Origin of the sequence: Pseudoalteromonas undina (genome assembly GCF_000238275.3) — a bacterium.
GTDB lineage: Bacteria > Pseudomonadota > Gammaproteobacteria > Enterobacterales > Alteromonadaceae > Pseudoalteromonas > Pseudoalteromonas undina.
This window is the reverse complement of sequence record NZ_AHCF03000002.1, coordinates 1-13,992: the sequence shown is the minus strand read 5'-3', so window position 1 is coordinate 13,992 and position 13,992 is coordinate 1. Positions and strand designations below refer to the sequence as shown.

Annotated in this window: 12 protein-coding genes and 3 tRNA genes; 5 read left to right on the top strand and 10 right to left on the bottom strand. The window is 41.1% G+C overall.

The genetic code is table 11. The features are described from left to right. Positions 1-2: 2 nt before the first annotated feature. The 7 genes from PUND_RS00685 to nudE all read right to left on the bottom strand — a co-directional run bounded on the left by PUND_RS00685 (position 3) and on the right by nudE (position 4,923). Positions 3-1,514, bottom strand: a complete 1,512-nt coding sequence (locus PUND_RS00685) for a YifB family Mg chelatase-like AAA ATPase (RefSeq protein ID WP_010391917.1) — start codon at positions 1,512-1,514, stop codon at positions 3-5. A gap of 300 nt (positions 1,515-1,814) precedes the next feature. Next, positions 1,815-2,429: a trimeric intracellular cation channel family protein gene (locus tag PUND_RS00680; protein WP_008108278.1), complete on the bottom strand. Its 615-nt coding sequence runs from the start codon at positions 2,427-2,429 to the stop codon at positions 1,815-1,817. A gap of 614 nt (positions 2,430-3,043) precedes the next feature. Further along, positions 3,044-3,120, bottom strand: a tRNA-Met gene (locus PUND_RS00675). Between the two features lie 67 nt (positions 3,121-3,187). Next, positions 3,188-3,264 (bottom strand) — tRNA-Met (locus PUND_RS00670). A 79-nt stretch (positions 3,265-3,343) separates the two neighbouring features. After that, positions 3,344-3,420 (bottom strand) — tRNA-Met (locus PUND_RS00665). Between the two features lie 140 nt (positions 3,421-3,560). Beyond that, positions 3,561-4,358, bottom strand: coding sequence for a 3'(2'),5'-bisphosphate nucleotidase CysQ (gene cysQ, locus PUND_RS00660; RefSeq protein WP_008108277.1), 798 nt, complete (start codon positions 4,356-4,358; stop codon positions 3,561-3,563). Continuing rightward, positions 4,351-4,923, bottom strand: coding sequence for an ADP compounds hydrolase NudE (gene nudE / locus PUND_RS00655; RefSeq protein ID WP_021033097.1), 573 nt, complete (start codon positions 4,921-4,923; stop codon positions 4,351-4,353). Before nudE ends, cysQ begins: the two co-directional genes overlap by 8 nt. A gap of 264 nt (positions 4,924-5,187) precedes the next feature. Between nudE and yrfG the strand changes: the two genes are divergently transcribed. Further along, positions 5,188-5,835 (top strand): GMP/IMP nucleotidase, encoded by a 648-nt coding sequence (gene yrfG / locus PUND_RS00650; RefSeq protein WP_010391908.1) that lies wholly within the window; start codon positions 5,188-5,190, stop codon positions 5,833-5,835. Here the strand turns inward: yrfG and PUND_RS00645 are convergent, their stop codons facing one another. The 3 genes from PUND_RS00645 to PUND_RS00635 form a co-directional block, all read right to left on the bottom strand. Next, the gene (locus tag PUND_RS00645; protein ID WP_010391905.1) at positions 5,836-6,459 is read right to left on the bottom strand and encodes a dUTP diphosphatase; all 624 of its coding nucleotides are present in this window, start codon (positions 6,457-6,459) and stop codon (positions 5,836-5,838) included. Between the two features lie 52 nt (positions 6,460-6,511). After that, positions 6,512-6,880 (bottom strand): YacL family protein, encoded by a 369-nt coding sequence (locus PUND_RS00640; protein WP_008108271.1) that lies wholly within the window; start codon positions 6,878-6,880, stop codon positions 6,512-6,514. Between the two features lie 114 nt (positions 6,881-6,994). After that, positions 6,995-7,219, bottom strand: a complete 225-nt coding sequence (locus PUND_RS00635) for a hypothetical protein (RefSeq protein WP_010391902.1) — start codon at positions 7,217-7,219, stop codon at positions 6,995-6,997. Positions 7,220-7,533: 314 nt separating this feature from the next. Between PUND_RS00635 and uvrD the strand changes: the two genes are divergently transcribed. Genes uvrD through PUND_RS00615 form a run of 4 tightly spaced genes read left to right on the top strand, consistent with a single transcriptional unit; the run spans position 7,534 to position 13,774 of the window. Next, the gene (gene uvrD, locus PUND_RS00630) at positions 7,534-9,699 is read left to right on the top strand and encodes a DNA helicase II (protein ID WP_008108265.1); all 2,166 of its coding nucleotides are present in this window, start codon (positions 7,534-7,536) and stop codon (positions 9,697-9,699) included. Then, on the top strand, positions 9,677-11,767 hold the full coding sequence (locus PUND_RS00625) for a GNAT family N-acetyltransferase (RefSeq protein ID WP_010391896.1): 2,091 nt from the start codon (positions 9,677-9,679) through the stop codon (positions 11,765-11,767). Before uvrD ends, PUND_RS00625 begins: the two co-directional genes overlap by 23 nt. After that, positions 11,736-12,860, top strand: coding sequence for an ABC transporter substrate-binding protein (locus PUND_RS00620; protein ID WP_010391893.1), 1,125 nt, complete (start codon positions 11,736-11,738; stop codon positions 12,858-12,860). Before PUND_RS00625 ends, PUND_RS00620 begins: the two co-directional genes overlap by 32 nt. 56 nt (positions 12,861-12,916) lie before the next feature. After that, positions 12,917-13,774 carry a methyl-accepting chemotaxis protein gene (locus PUND_RS00615; protein WP_010391890.1) on the top strand — a complete coding sequence of 286 codons (858 nt, stop codon included), beginning with the start codon at positions 12,917-12,919 and terminating at the stop codon, positions 13,772-13,774. The last annotated feature ends 218 nt before the right edge of the window (positions 13,775-13,992 follow it).

The window sequence follows — 13,992 nt, the reverse complement described above, 5'->3', positions numbered from 1 at the left end:
CCTTAGTGTTGGGTTAACTGCGATAATAAACGCTCAAATGCCCGATAATTAAGCGCTTCTTTAAGCTCATTTAAACTGATTTGTGGCGCACCTTTTAAATCACTAATAGTTCGCGCCACTTTGATTACTCTATGATAAGAGCGCGGCGATAGCGCCAGCTTTTCACTGGCTCTGGCTAAAAACTGCAGCTCTGCAGGTGGTAACTCACAGTGCAAGTTCATCTCTTTGTTATTTAACCGCGCATTTACTTTACCTTGGCGTTTAAGCTGAACTGCATAAGCTGCTTCTACTCGTGCCCTCACCTCAGCACTGGTTTCTTCTGTAGTTGTACCTTGTAGCTCCACGCTGCTCAACCTTGGTAGTTCAATTTGCAAATCAATTCTGTCAATAAACGGCCCCGATACTCGCGATAAATAGCGCATCACCTGATCGGGTGTCGCCCGTTTATCATGATGACACCCTGTCGGACTGGGATTAAGTGCTGCAATAAGCTGAAACTGCGCTGGAAATTCCATTTGTCTGGCCGCGCGCGAAATCGTCACTGTTCCGGTTTCCATTGGCTCGCGTAGCGAGTCTAGCACTTTACGCTCAAATTCAGGGAGCTCATCTAAAAACAACACACCATTATGCGCTAACGATATTTCACCGGGTTTAGGGTTAGACGAGCCACCCACCAGCGCTACTGCAGAACAAGTGTGGTGCGGGTTACGAAACGGTCGCTGACGCCAATTGGTTAAATCAATTGAGTGGCCAATAATTGAATATAAAGCAGCAGTATCAATGGCTTCATCATCAGACATGGTTGGCATTATGGTGGCCATTCGTTGTGCAAGCATTGATTTTCCGGTTCCTGGTGGACCTAAAAACAATAAGTTATGCCCACCAGCAGCGGCAATTTCTAATACACGCTTTGCACCAGGCTGGCCCTTTACATCGCTTAAATCGAGTAAAAAATCTGGCGCTTGGGTGCAATCAGGGTAGGCAATATTGAGTGGTAAAGGTTGTTGATTGAGTAAGTCTCCCCACACCTCTTGTATAGAACTGACGGCTTTTCGCTTTACACCACTGACAAGGCTGGCCAAACTGTCATTTTCAAGAGGCAAAAAACAGCAACGATTTTGCTCTTTGGCACCAAGCACTGAAGGCAAAATGGCATTTACAGCACGTATTTCACCATTAAGTGCAAGCTCACCGTAAAATTCATACTTATGAATATCAGGGCAGACTATTTGCCCCGATGCGACCAAAATACCTACCGCAATCGCAAGGTCAAATCGCCCACCATCTTTAGGAAGATCGGCAGGCGCTAAATTAACGGTAATACGTTGATCGGGAAATCCAAATTGCGAGTTTTCAAGAGCACTACGCACTCTATCCTTGGCCTCTTTAACCGATGCTTCGGGTAAGCCGACGATATGAAAGGCGGGTAAACCATTCCCTAAATGTACTTCAACCATCACCTCGGGGGCGTTTATCCCCACCTGCGCGCGAGAAAATATACGGGCTAACGACATTCCTTATCCTAGGGTCTGCTGACCTTTCAAGGTTAAATTTGCAGCAGTCTGTTTGGTATTTAGGCAAGGCAGAGCCTATGTCGTGTGGTTACTCCCCATAAATAGGCGATAACACAGCATTAATGCCAAACAGGCGCTGCCCGAAGGGTTCTGCCTAGGGGCGATTTACTCTTTGTTGCTCGGTTTTCACTTAGTCCACTAGGTTACAAACCTCGCGCCGCGATTAAATCGCCCCTAGTTTGAACAAACTTTAATCCGCAAAGGTCAACAGGCCCTAGTTAACAGCTGTATTAACCCAGTTTAGTCAGGATATTTAAAAACATGTAATATAATCTTCCATTTAATCGCCGAAAAGCGTAGCAATAAGGTCATTAGCATACTCAGAATCATTGCCACTTCCACCGTTAACGATAGGTTGATACTTAATGTATAGACAATGCCACCAGCAATACAGGTAATAGCATACAGCTCACCTTTAAGCAGCATTGGAATATCGCGGGCAAGCACGTCGCGAATAAGCCCACCAAAACAGGGGGTTATTACAGCCATAATCACAACCGTCATATCTGGCATACCAGCCAATTGCGCTTTTTGCGCTCCCATGACCGCAAAAAAGGCTAAGCCAAACGCGTCAGCGGTTTGCAATACATAGTATGGAATGGATTTTTGCTTATTGATCAGTCGTGTAGTAACCAGAACCGCCACCAAAATAGCGTAGAAGTAGCTTTGGTCGTGTAACCAAAATACGGGCTGGTCGAGTATCACATCGCGAACGGTACCGCCGCCAATAGCCGTAACAGTTGCAAGTACAACTACACCAAAGCCATCCATTTTCTTTTCATAGGCTACCAAGGTGCCTGAGATAGCAAATACCGCCACACCTATTAAATCAAACCAGTGATAAAGTTCAGTCATAATTTTGATTACAAAAAGTTTTAAAGAGTTTAGTGCATAGCATACTAAATATTCAGCAATAACACTTTCAAAAAGTAGAATTAGAAAAGAACAGCAGGTATACGTGTTAAAAATAGCGTGAGGGAATATGAATTTTAGGCATAAAAAAACACGCTTTAGGCGTGTTGCTTTAATATAGCTGTTTATTTCAGTGGTTGCGGGAGCCGGAATTTAATAGACGACCTTTGCTGGCTAATGGAGAGCTGAGACCGACGAGCTATCCATTTCACTGAATTTTAGGCATAAAAAAACACTCGTATAGAGTGTCGATTCATTCTTACAATTTATTTCAGTGGTTGCGGGAGCCGGATTTGAACCGACAACCTTTGCTGGCTAATGAAGAGCTGAGACCGACGAGCTATTTACTTCACTGAATTTCAGGCATAAAAAAACACGCTTTAGGCGTGTTGCTTTAATATAGCTGTTTATTTCAGTGGTTGCGGGAGCCGGAATTTAATAGACGACCTTTGCTGGCTAATGGAGAGCTGAGACCGACGAGCTATCCATTTCACTGAATTTTAGGCATAAAAAAACACGCTTTAGGCGTGTTGCTTTACTATAACTGTTTATTTCAGTGGTTGCGGGAGCCGGATTTGAACCGACGACCTTCGGGTTATGAGCCCGACGAGCTACCAGACTGCTCCATCCCGCGCCTGAAATTGCAGATTTATTTATAGTTGCTTACATTACAACTTGGCTTCCAATCCTCTAAAGAAAATTGGTTGCGGGAGCCGGATTTGAACCGACGACCTTCGGGTTATGAGCCCGACGAGCTACCAGGCTGCTCCATCCCGCGCCTGTATATTTAAAGTCTATCGACTACTTAATTTATGCTCTTAAGTTAGAGTTTTACAAAAACCAAATTTCAATAAAAATGGTTGCGGGAGCCGGATTTGAACCAACGACCTTCGGGTTATGAGCCCGACGAGCTACCAGACTGCTCCATCCCGCGCCTGTAATTTCTTAGTAACAGTATTGTGTTATTCACAAGCCTGTTTCGAAGAGAGCGCTATAATATAGGAATAAACCTATAATGCAAGGTTTTACTAATTAAAAACGTTTAAGTGAACAAAAACCCATCAAACAGTGATGTTACAGTAATCGCTGATGTGGATTTATCATTTTTTGCCACTCCCAGTCGGGATGACCCATAACAATAAAATCTGGATTTTCTGTACTTTCTCTTTGGTTATACGTTAAAGGATTAAATTCAGCGTCGGTAATACAGCCACCTGCTTCTTCAACAATAACCTGCGATGCACCCGTATCCCATTCACCTGTAGGACCTATTCTTAAAAAACAATCTGCTTTACCCTCAGCAACAATACACGCCTTAAGTGAACACGAACCTAAAGCCACCGTTGCAAATTGCGCATTTAGATACTGACTAACTGCTTCTATTTTTTGCCGGCGGCTTACAGCCAAAGTTAAACTCTCGGGCGGTGCTACAAATATTTGTTTATCGTGCTCACCTTCACGCTTAAATGCCCCATTTTTAGCCGTTGCATAATAGGTCACGCCCTTTGCTGGCCAATGAATAACCCCCAACACTGGGTGATTATTTTCTATCAATGCAATATTAACGGCAAAGTCACCACTTTCGAGTATAAATTCACCGGTGCCATCCATTGGGTCAAGCAACCAATAACGTTGCCAGTGTTGTCTATCTTGCAACGCTGGAATGGGGGTTTCTTCTGACATAATTGGAATGTCAGGAGCAAGCGCATTTAAACCCGCCACGAGCACATCATTTGCAGCTAAATCTGCTTTTGTTACTGGCGTATTATCTGATTTTTCTTGCTGACCAATATCGTCTTTTTTATACAAAGACATAATGGCATCCCCTGCACTTTGCGCAAGCTCAATACATGGCTCTAGAAGTTTATTCATTAATGTCTCCTGAGGCTAAATACTTATCTAATAATAGCAGAGCCGCAACACTACGTGCTTCAGTAAAGTCAGGTTGTTCTAATAACGACTGCCACTGTGAAAGTGGCCATTTCACCACCACTAAGGGCTCAGGCTCATCGCCTAATAAGGTTTCAGGATATAAATTTTTAGCAAACAAAATATGCATGGTTGCGTTAAAATAGCTCGGTGCCATAGTGACCGTTTTAAGCGGTTTAAAGTATTCAGCGCCAAAGCCAATTTCTTCTTTGAGCTCTCTGTTTGCAGCCTGTTCAGGCGTTTCACCTGGGTCAATCAGCCCTTTGGGAAACCCTAACTGATAGTCATTGGTGCCTGCACAATACTCACGAACCAGTAATAACTCATTTTCAGTGGTCATAGGTACAATCATAACGGCTCCACGGCCACCGCCGCGAATTCGTTCATACTGACGCTCTTCGTCATTTGAAAATTTTAGTTCTAAAGACTCCACAGTAAATAAGCGACTTTTAGCGACAACATTATTACTGAGAATTTGTGGTGGTGTTGGGTGCTTTTTCTGTGTCATGGGCATCAATTTGCTATCATTGCAGTTATACTAATCATATACCCAAATGAGTATAAGATGCGAGTTTCAGTTTGAATTAAAAGCAATTTAATTGAGCAAATAATTCTCGGGTTTAGCTAAGGTTAATTCTTTATTTTAGGCCACGAATACGCTCTTAATATAATATTGTCGGATTTATACCTTAATAACTCAATTAACAAAGTTCATTAATCTACTTCATCGCAACTTATTCATTTCAAAAAGTAGTTTTCACAAGGATACATCATGCTCAACTGGTCAAAAATCGATACTGTATTACTCGACATGGATGGAACTTTACTTGATTTACATTACGACACTGACTTTTGGCTCAATGTTGTACCCCAACAACATGCTCTGGCTCAAAATATCAGTTTTGAGGAAGCCCGCGCAGATATCTTAAAACGCTATCAGGCTGTGAGTGGCAAAATTCAGTGGTACTGCTCTGACTATTGGGAAGCACAGCTAAACTTACCTATTCTCGAACTAAAGCGCCAGTCTGCCCACTTAATCAAAATTCGTGAAGACGTTCCGCATTTTTTAACTGAACTTAGACGAGCAGGTAAAGAGCTCATTTTACTTACCAATGCCCATCCTGAATGCGTAATGCTTAAATTTGAACATACCGCTATTGATAACTATTTAGACGGGGTGGTATCGACTCATGAATATGGAGTAAGTAAAGAGCAACAAAGCTTGTGGCATAAAGTGCAAGAGGACTTAGGGTTTGATAAACGCCGCACTTTATTTGTAGATGACAGTTTACCGGTATTACATGCCGCACGAGAATACGGCATTGAGCATTTACTTGCGGTTGCTAACCCTAATAGCCAGCAACCACATAACGATATAAGCGATTACTTAAGCGTAACCGACTACCGCGCTATTATATAATTAGCTTTTTGGGTAACGCGCTACTAAGCCTTGATATACCTGTTTTGCAAAATCTGCATGTTCAGTATCAAGGCTTTTAACTACTTCTACTAAGTGTTCGTTATCTTCTTGACCATGCCATACTTTAATGTAGCTGCCATCTTTGTAACCATGATCTTGGCGGAAAAAGTTAAGCGTATTTTTACCTACATAACCACGGTATAAATCATCAATATCCATGCCTATTTGCGCCATACAACCAGCAAAGGCGGCTGCATCAAAGGTTTTATTGGCAACAGCACTGGCCGCTAGTAATTCAAGCGTTTGTTTAAAGTCATCACCTTGTTGTGGTGCACTCATTTCGGCTTGTAGTTTTGTTGCTATTTGCTCGTAGCTAGTCTCACCGTCAATACGCAACGATAAGCCAAAATGAAAAATATCAACCAGCTCTAAAATCACCTGTTCAGTATCTGGTGTTTGTTTTTTCCACCATTTCCAACCGTAATGGTCTAACATTTCTGCACATTCAACCCAAATAGCTCTGTACCATTCGAAGCCTTGGCTAAACCATTGCTCATGTACTTTAGTATTCATGGCATTTTGCATTTCTAGCATAACAACTAGCTTGTTTAAATTCGCAGACATATTGGTTCCACTGTTGGATTTATAATTAGGGTAATAATACAGATAATATAACTTAACGACCAGCCGAAAACTCATGCCATGAGTTGATCAGGTCAACAAAGTCTTCAAAACCACAACCACTGCTTAAATCATTCTCTTCAAGCATTAATTCGTCATCTTGGTAGGCTAATATATCTTCGTTATCTTGATGCAGCGCATGCGCTTCAAATAACGCTTCATCTTTAGAAAGGATCAGGTCAATTTCTTGGCCTTTAAGTGTTAACGGTTCAAAGCTTGAACTCACCGAGCTAATAAGCGCCAGCACCATAGCCACTTTGTCTTTGCCTATTTCTTCATTTAACCAACGGCCTATAATCGCATGCTCGCTGCTTATTTTAATTCTTAACCCACTAATAGGGTCGCGAATAAATTGGTATTCCATAACTTTATTCCAGTACTGCTAATTACAACAGATTATAACCTAGTCAGTTATGAATAACGCAAGCCAGATACAAAAATAGCGCCGCAAGGCGCTATTTCAGTATCATCAATATAGCTAACCGCCTGAGCGATAGCGGGCAGCATCAATAATTGCCCATAAATGGAATACGGCTCCAACAATAGCAGGAACAACTAAGAACCATAACGCGTAACCGCCAAAAACCAAAATGGCAAACACCAGCGCCGGTAAAATACGACCCTGCACCAACTGCCCTAAACCCGGGAAAAAAATATTACATAGAGCGGCTATTACATTTCCGCCAGAACCTTGTTGAGACATACTAACCTCTGTAGTTTAATTAATTTTGTATTTGTACTTATTATTTATACTACACACTTTATGCCAATTTATTAAGGCTTACAAATCATACAGTTAAATTATTACGAATTTATCGCTTTAGTATTTTTTGCCAAAAATAAGTCAAATTAGCAATTTTAAATAGCTATTTTAGTTACTTGCTCAGTTTATACTGTTCACTATTCAACAACTTAAATACCTATTTTATAAATAGCTGTTTATAAAAACAGTATTTTATTTAGCCTAACAAAAACACCTGTTATACTGCTCTCATTATTGATTAAAAAGGCGTAACGATGGACGTTTCAGAATTACTCGATGGCTTAAATGATAAACAACGCGATGCCGTTGCAGCGCCATTACAAAACATGCTGGTATTAGCAGGAGCAGGTTCAGGTAAAACTCGAGTATTGGTTCATCGTATTGCCTGGTTAATGCAAGTAGAGCAAGCCTCTGCCTACAGTATTTTTGCGGTAACCTTTACCAATAAAGCCGCTAAAGAGATGCGCTCAAGGGTTGAAGAAACTCTAAAAGCCCCTGTTGGCGGCATGTGGATTGGTACTTTCCATGGTTTATCGCACCGAATTTTACGGGCACATCACCGTGAAGCAAATTTACCTGAAGCCTTTCAAATTTTAGACTCTGACGATCAGCTTCGTATGATCAAGCGTTTGTTAAAATCGATGAATATTGATGATAAAAAATGGCCAGCCAAACAGTTTGGTTGGTACATAAGCGCTAAAAAAGATGAAGCTTTACGCCCTAAAGATATTCAGGCATACGATATTAACGAGCAAATGATGCTGCGCGTTTACGCAGCCTATCAAGAAGCTTGCGATAGAGCAGGCCTCGTTGATTTTGCTGAAATATTACTACGTAGCTATGAGGTTCTTAAAAACAACCCAACCCTGCTTCGTCATTATCAGCAGCGCTTCGCACACATGCTAGTAGACGAGTTTCAAGATACCAATACTATTCAGTATGCATGGTTAAAACTACTTGCGGGCGACACTAGTAGCATCATGATTGTAGGTGATGATGACCAAAGTATTTACGGTTGGCGTGGCGCTAAAATTGAAAATATCAAACGCTTTTTAACAGACTTTGATGCAGAGACGATTCGCCTTGAGCAAAACTATCGCTCGACTGCCACTATTCTTAAAGCGTCTAATGCACTTATACAAAATAACTCCGAGCGTATGGGTAAAAGCTTGTGGACTGACGGTAACGACGGCGAACCAATTTCTATTTATGCCGCCTTTAACGAGCTAGATGAAGCGCGCTTTGTGAGTAGCAAATTACGCAGCTGGCTAAATGCCGGAAATGCGCTACAGGATGCGGCTATTTTGTATCGTAGTAATGCGCAATCGCGGGTACTTGAAGAAGCGATGCTACAAGAAGGTTTAAAATACCGAATTTATGGTGGTATGCGATTCTTCGAACGTCAAGAAATTAAAGATGCCCTCTCATACTTACGCTTAGTGGGTAACCGCCAAGATGATGCCGCATTTGAGCGTGTAATTAATACCCCAGCCCGTGGGATTGGCGACAAAACATTAAGCCATATACGTGACTGCGCTCGCGCTGAATCTTTGCCGCTTTGGTATGCTGCTAAAGCCATTGTAGAACAACAGCATTTATCGGGTCGAGCATCTGGAGCAGTTGCCAAGTTTGTCGAACTTATTGAGCATATTGAAGATAAAATTAGTGACTTAACGCTGCATGAGCAAGCTAAATACGCGATTCAAACCTCAGGGTTAATGGCTATGTATCAGGCTGAAAAAGGCGAAAAAGGCCGCGCTCGAGTAGAAAACTTAGAAGAATTAATTAGTGCCTGCGATCAGTATGAACTCCCTGAAGAGGAAGAGTTTAGCTCGCCACTACAAGGCTTTTTAGCTTACACCTCACTTGAGTCTGGCGAAGGCCAAGCCGATGAGCATGAAGACGCCGTACAAATGATGACGCTTCACTCAGCTAAAGGTTTGGAGTTTCCTTTAGTGTTTATGGTCGGTGTTGAAGAAGGTATGTTTCCATCTCAGCAAAGTAATGAAGAAACCGGCCGTTTAGAAGAAGAGCGCCGCCTTTGTTATGTGGGTATGACCCGCGCTATGGATAAGCTGTATATAAGCCATGCCGAAAGCCGCCGTTTATATGGCCAAGAGAAATATCACAGCCCATCGCGCTTTTTACGTGAAATACCCGAAGACTGCGTAGAAGAAATTCGTATTAAAACACAAGTGTCTCGCCCGCCTGCAGCCGGTCGCTTTAGCGCATCGGTTAGCCATGCTGCATTTGAAGAAAGCGGATTTAACTTAGGTCAACGCGTGCTGCATGCAAAGTTTGGTATTGGCACCGTACTCAACTACGAAGGCAGTGGCGCACAATCTCGCGTACAAGTTAACTTTGACGACTTAGGCAGTAAGTGGTTAGTAACAGCTTATGCAAGATTACAAGCCGTTTAACCACGTTGTAGAGCGTGTACAGCAACAACTTGCGTATGCGAAACATCGCCAGTTACTGCTGCTTACAGGCGATAAAAATTGGTGTTATGAGCAATGTACTCAGTTGCTTGCTCATTTGCAGCACCCTTCTTTTGTGCTGTCTAAAAGCACTCATTTAATTAATGCACATTGGCCAGAGCATACCCACCAAATTTTAGGGCAAGAGTGCGCCCATGCTGTTTATGACGGCTACAGTGGACTGGTGCCAGATAAACTAGCCGCGCTCAGTGGCGTTGTGCAAGCAGGTGGTTTTTTAATTATATTGCTACCCGAACTTAAAGAACTTGAACACTGGTGTGATGATGCCCTTCCCTTATTTCAATCTTTTGGGCAAATGCACCCTTACAGCTTTTTTAATCAACGCTTAGCTCACTTACTAAGCAAAACTACTTTACTGCATTTTAGCCAGCAAAATGGTTGGCAGTGTATTACCGATACGAATCTATCAACTGGTGAAATTGACTTTACCGAGCAACAACAGTGTATTGAATTAATAATAAAAACGGCAAACGGACGAGCAAATCGACCATTATTAATTAATGCAGATCGGGGAAGAGGAAAATCAGCCGCATTAGGTATTGCAGCAAGTAAACTCAGCGATAAAAACATACTTATTTGCTCTATGCAATTTCGTGCTTTGCACAGTAGTTTTAAGCACTTAGCGAGTGAGCTTGATATAGATTATCGAGCTGGCGATAAACACATTGCAAACATGCACTATGTGGCGCCTGATCAACTACTGAACGAACAACCGCAGTGCGATTTGCTATTAATTGATGAAGCAGCAGCAATCCCTGTTCCAATTCTCATAAAAATTCTTCACCTTTATCCTCGCGTGGTCTTTTCAAGCACTATGATTGGCTATGAAGGTAATGGTCGCGGTTATATTTTAAAGTTTACTCGTTACCTCAAAACGCATTTTAAAAACATGCGTAGCATCAGTCTTGAGCAGCCAATCCGTTTTGCAAAGCACGATCCTTTAGAGCTGCACCTTCGTACACTCTTAGCTTTGGATGCAGAACATCACAGCGCTAGTTTGAATACTGCTCCCCTACAATTTAAGCATCTGCAAGCAAATCAACTTACTAACGACGAGCCACTGCTTCATCAAGTTGTTGGCTTACTAACACTCGCACATTATCAAACCAGTGTGAATGACTTACGTCACTTACTAGATGCCGCTGGGCAACGCCTATTTGTTTGTCAACAAGGTGATAATATTCTTGGTGTGTGTTTAGTAGCGATAGAAGGTGGCTTTACTACATCGTTGAGTGATGAAGTAGTGCAAGGTAAGCGCCGCCCTCAAGGGCACTTAATGGCGCAAAGCCTTGCACAATTAAGCTTTAACCCTGAGGTATTAAAACAATACTGCGCTCGCGTGGTGCGAATTGCCATTGACCCAGAGCAGCACAATAAGCACCTAGGAACACAATTACTTCATTACTGTGAACAGCAATTACAGAACGAGTGTGATTGGTTTGGTGCTAGCTTTGGTGCTAATGCGCAATTACTTAGTTTTTGGCAAAATAATGACTTTAATTTGGTTAAGCTGGGTTTTCAAAAAGATAAGGCAACGGGTGAACATAGCGCATTAGTTATTAAGAGCTTAACTAAAAATGACCAACTACTAGAACAATTAACAGCCCAGTTCGAAGCTGATTTTCCTTTGCAATTGCCCAGCCATTTTAGTCAGCTAGATTATAAACTGGTAGCAAAAATTGTTTCACGCTTTAATACTCATACCAATAGCATAGCTGATCAATCAAGATTAAAATCTATGTTAACAAGTGACTATCAGCTATTTAATATTAAACCTTTACTATGGCGAAGCTTTTGGGCATCTCCTTCTAGCTTGCCAAATGATGAGGATAATTTCCAATCTGTTTTTATTAGGCTAGTATTACAAAATTGGAAACCTAAAAATATCCAAACCGAGTTAGGTGTGAATGGCATAAAGCCGTTTAATATATTATTAAAAAAGGCTGTAAATAACTGGTATGAACGCACTTCGCATAATAATACACCTTAGTATTGCCCTCATTGCAATAGCCCTAGGGCAGCCTTTAGCTTTTGCAGAGCAAGATAATAGCAAAGTTATTAAACTTGGCATGTCTACAGCGCTTAGCGGACCGGCTCAAAATATTGGTCAACAATTGTATAAAGGCAGTAGCATTTACTTTAACAAGGTTAATAATGCCGGCGGAATAAATGGCGCAGAAATACAGCTTCTAGTTGCTAACGATAATTACGAACCAAAACAAACTGTTAATAATACCCGTACTTTTATTTATTCCGACAAAGTCGATGCATTGTTTGGTGCCATGGGCACCCCAACCAGCCATGCTATTATACCTTTACTAGAGCAATCAAAAATTCCGTTCTTAATGCCTTTTAGTGGGGCGAGCTTCCTACATGATAAATCACGAGCTAACATATTTAATTTAAGAGCAAGCTACAATGACGAAGCCGCAGAGCAAATTAAATACTTAGTAGAGGAGCGCAAACATACAAAGATAGGGCTATTTATTCAAGCAGATGAGTTTGGCTTGTACGTAGAATCGGGACTAAGGAAAGAACTAGCAAAATATGATCTGTCGCCTATAAAAGTAGCGCGTTATCAACGTAATAGTCATGATGTAGCATCAGCGCTTAATGCCTTACAAACCAGTGGGGTGACAGCTATCTGTTTAGTTGGCACCTACGCACCACTTGGTGAATTTATAAACAGTGCACATGCGAAGAATTTTGCCCCAGACTATACCAGTGTTTCTTTTGTACCTAGCTTTGACTTATTTGGTGAAGTAACCACACCCTCACATATTATGGTTACAGAAATTGTTCCTAATCCACTCACATGTAATGATAATTTTTGTAATGAATTTTTGGCCGATATGCAAGCAAACAAGATTACAAAACCCAACCGTCTTCATTTTGAAGGTTATATTAATGCAATGGCATTTAGTAGGGCTGCAGCAAACTGCAAATTACCGCTTCAACACTCGTGCCTATTGAAAGAGCTTAATTCACTGTTAATAAATGATAAAATAATCAAAAAGTTTTTTATTGATACAAAAAATAAAAATAAGCGTAATGTATATCGCTCTTATTATGTGAATAAATAAGTACCTTCCAAATATTGTTCTATCCTTAATATACAAACTAAGTATGTGAGGAAACTATGGACTTAATTAACTTTAAAGTGGGTTATAAAACCATTTCACTTAAGATTCTTGATATCTTATTAACGGAACAATTTAATAATAACCTCACGGTGTTACCTAACGATAATAAAAGCTTTTTGGGCGTTAAAGATTATATGGGGATCCCAACCCCTGTATTTGATCTTGGAATCATTTTAAATGGAGTATCTACTGAGCGCAGTAATTTAGATGCTTTAAAGCAACTTAAATCTTGGCAAAAACAACTAATTGCTTGGTTTAATAAATTAGAGCAAGAACTACTCGTTTCGCAAAGCTCGTTAAAGGCGAATCAGTATGAGCTTACTGATTTTGAACAGTTTTATACAGAGTTTAAAACAGATAACGATGAATTAAAAAATACTATGTCACGCTTTGATGACCCGTTTAAATCGCTTCTACACAAATTGACCAGTGCAATAGATGCATATAAAAAAGGCAACAGCAAACAAGTTAGTACTCAACTTGAGATTATAAGGCGACATGATCTTATTCACCTAGAGCGTTTATTCGACTCTGCAATAGAACAAATCACTTTAGATTATAAACCTATTATTGTGTTTACCACTAAAGATGGCATGACCCCTCATGTAGGCCTATTAGTTGATAAGGTTGAAGATAATATTGAATATAAACAAGAAGATATTAAACCACTAGATAAGCTTACCGAAGTTGGTTTTGATATTGACCCCCAAACAAGAAGCATGATGTATGGACTGATCAAACTCGCTGATAAACATAGTGTACTTATTGATCCTAGCGCAATATTTAAGCCCAAAGAGCTTGAACCATCTAGCAGCGCTCAAGAGCAAGAAACTGAAGCCTATGGACTGTTTTAAGGATGCTTCCTTTACACCCGTAAAAGCCCGACTCTTGAATCGGGCTTGCTTGTATTTAGAGTCGTTGCGCTACTTTGCCCATGGGCTTCGTGATACTCAACCCACGCTACGATGGTCAGGTTAACGCTGTGCAGCTGATAGCTGACGACTGACGGCTAATACTTTCACTTTCCTGCAGACGTAAAAAAGCCCGACTCTTTCGAATCGGGCTTTCTTGT

Bases quoted from the DNA above. Each gene is read 5' to 3' on its own strand.
- PUND_RS00635 (WP_010391902.1), bottom strand. From the start codon at position 7,219: ATGTCTCAACAAGGTTCTGGCGGAAATGTAATAGCCGCTCTATGTAAT.
- nudE (WP_021033097.1), bottom strand. From the start codon at position 4,923: ATGACACAGAAAAAGCACCCAACACCACCACAAATTCTCAGTAATAAT.
- PUND_RS00625 (WP_010391896.1), top strand. From the start codon at position 9,677: ATGCAAGATTACAAGCCGTTTAACCACGTTGTAGAGCGTGTACAGCAA.
- cysQ (WP_008108277.1), bottom strand. From the start codon at position 4,358: ATGAATAAACTTCTAGAGCCATGTATTGAGCTTGCGCAAAGTGCAGGG.
- PUND_RS00640 (WP_008108271.1), bottom strand. From the start codon at position 6,880: ATGGAATACCAATTTATTCGCGACCCTATTAGTGGGTTAAGAATTAAA.
- uvrD (WP_008108265.1), top strand. From the start codon at position 7,534: ATGGACGTTTCAGAATTACTCGATGGCTTAAATGATAAACAACGCGAT.
- PUND_RS00620 (WP_010391893.1), top strand. From the start codon at position 11,736: ATGAACGCACTTCGCATAATAATACACCTTAGTATTGCCCTCATTGCA.
- PUND_RS00645 (WP_010391905.1), bottom strand. From the start codon at position 6,459: ATGTCTGCGAATTTAAACAAGCTAGTTGTTATGCTAGAAATGCAAAAT.
- PUND_RS00615 (WP_010391890.1), top strand. From the start codon at position 12,917: ATGGACTTAATTAACTTTAAAGTGGGTTATAAAACCATTTCACTTAAG.
- yrfG (WP_010391908.1), top strand. From the start codon at position 5,188: ATGCTCAACTGGTCAAAAATCGATACTGTATTACTCGACATGGATGGA.
- PUND_RS00680 (WP_008108278.1), bottom strand. From the start codon at position 2,429: ATGACTGAACTTTATCACTGGTTTGATTTAATAGGTGTGGCGGTATTT.
- PUND_RS00685 (WP_010391917.1), bottom strand. From the start codon at position 1,514: ATGTCGTTAGCCCGTATATTTTCTCGCGCGCAGGTGGGGATAAACGCC.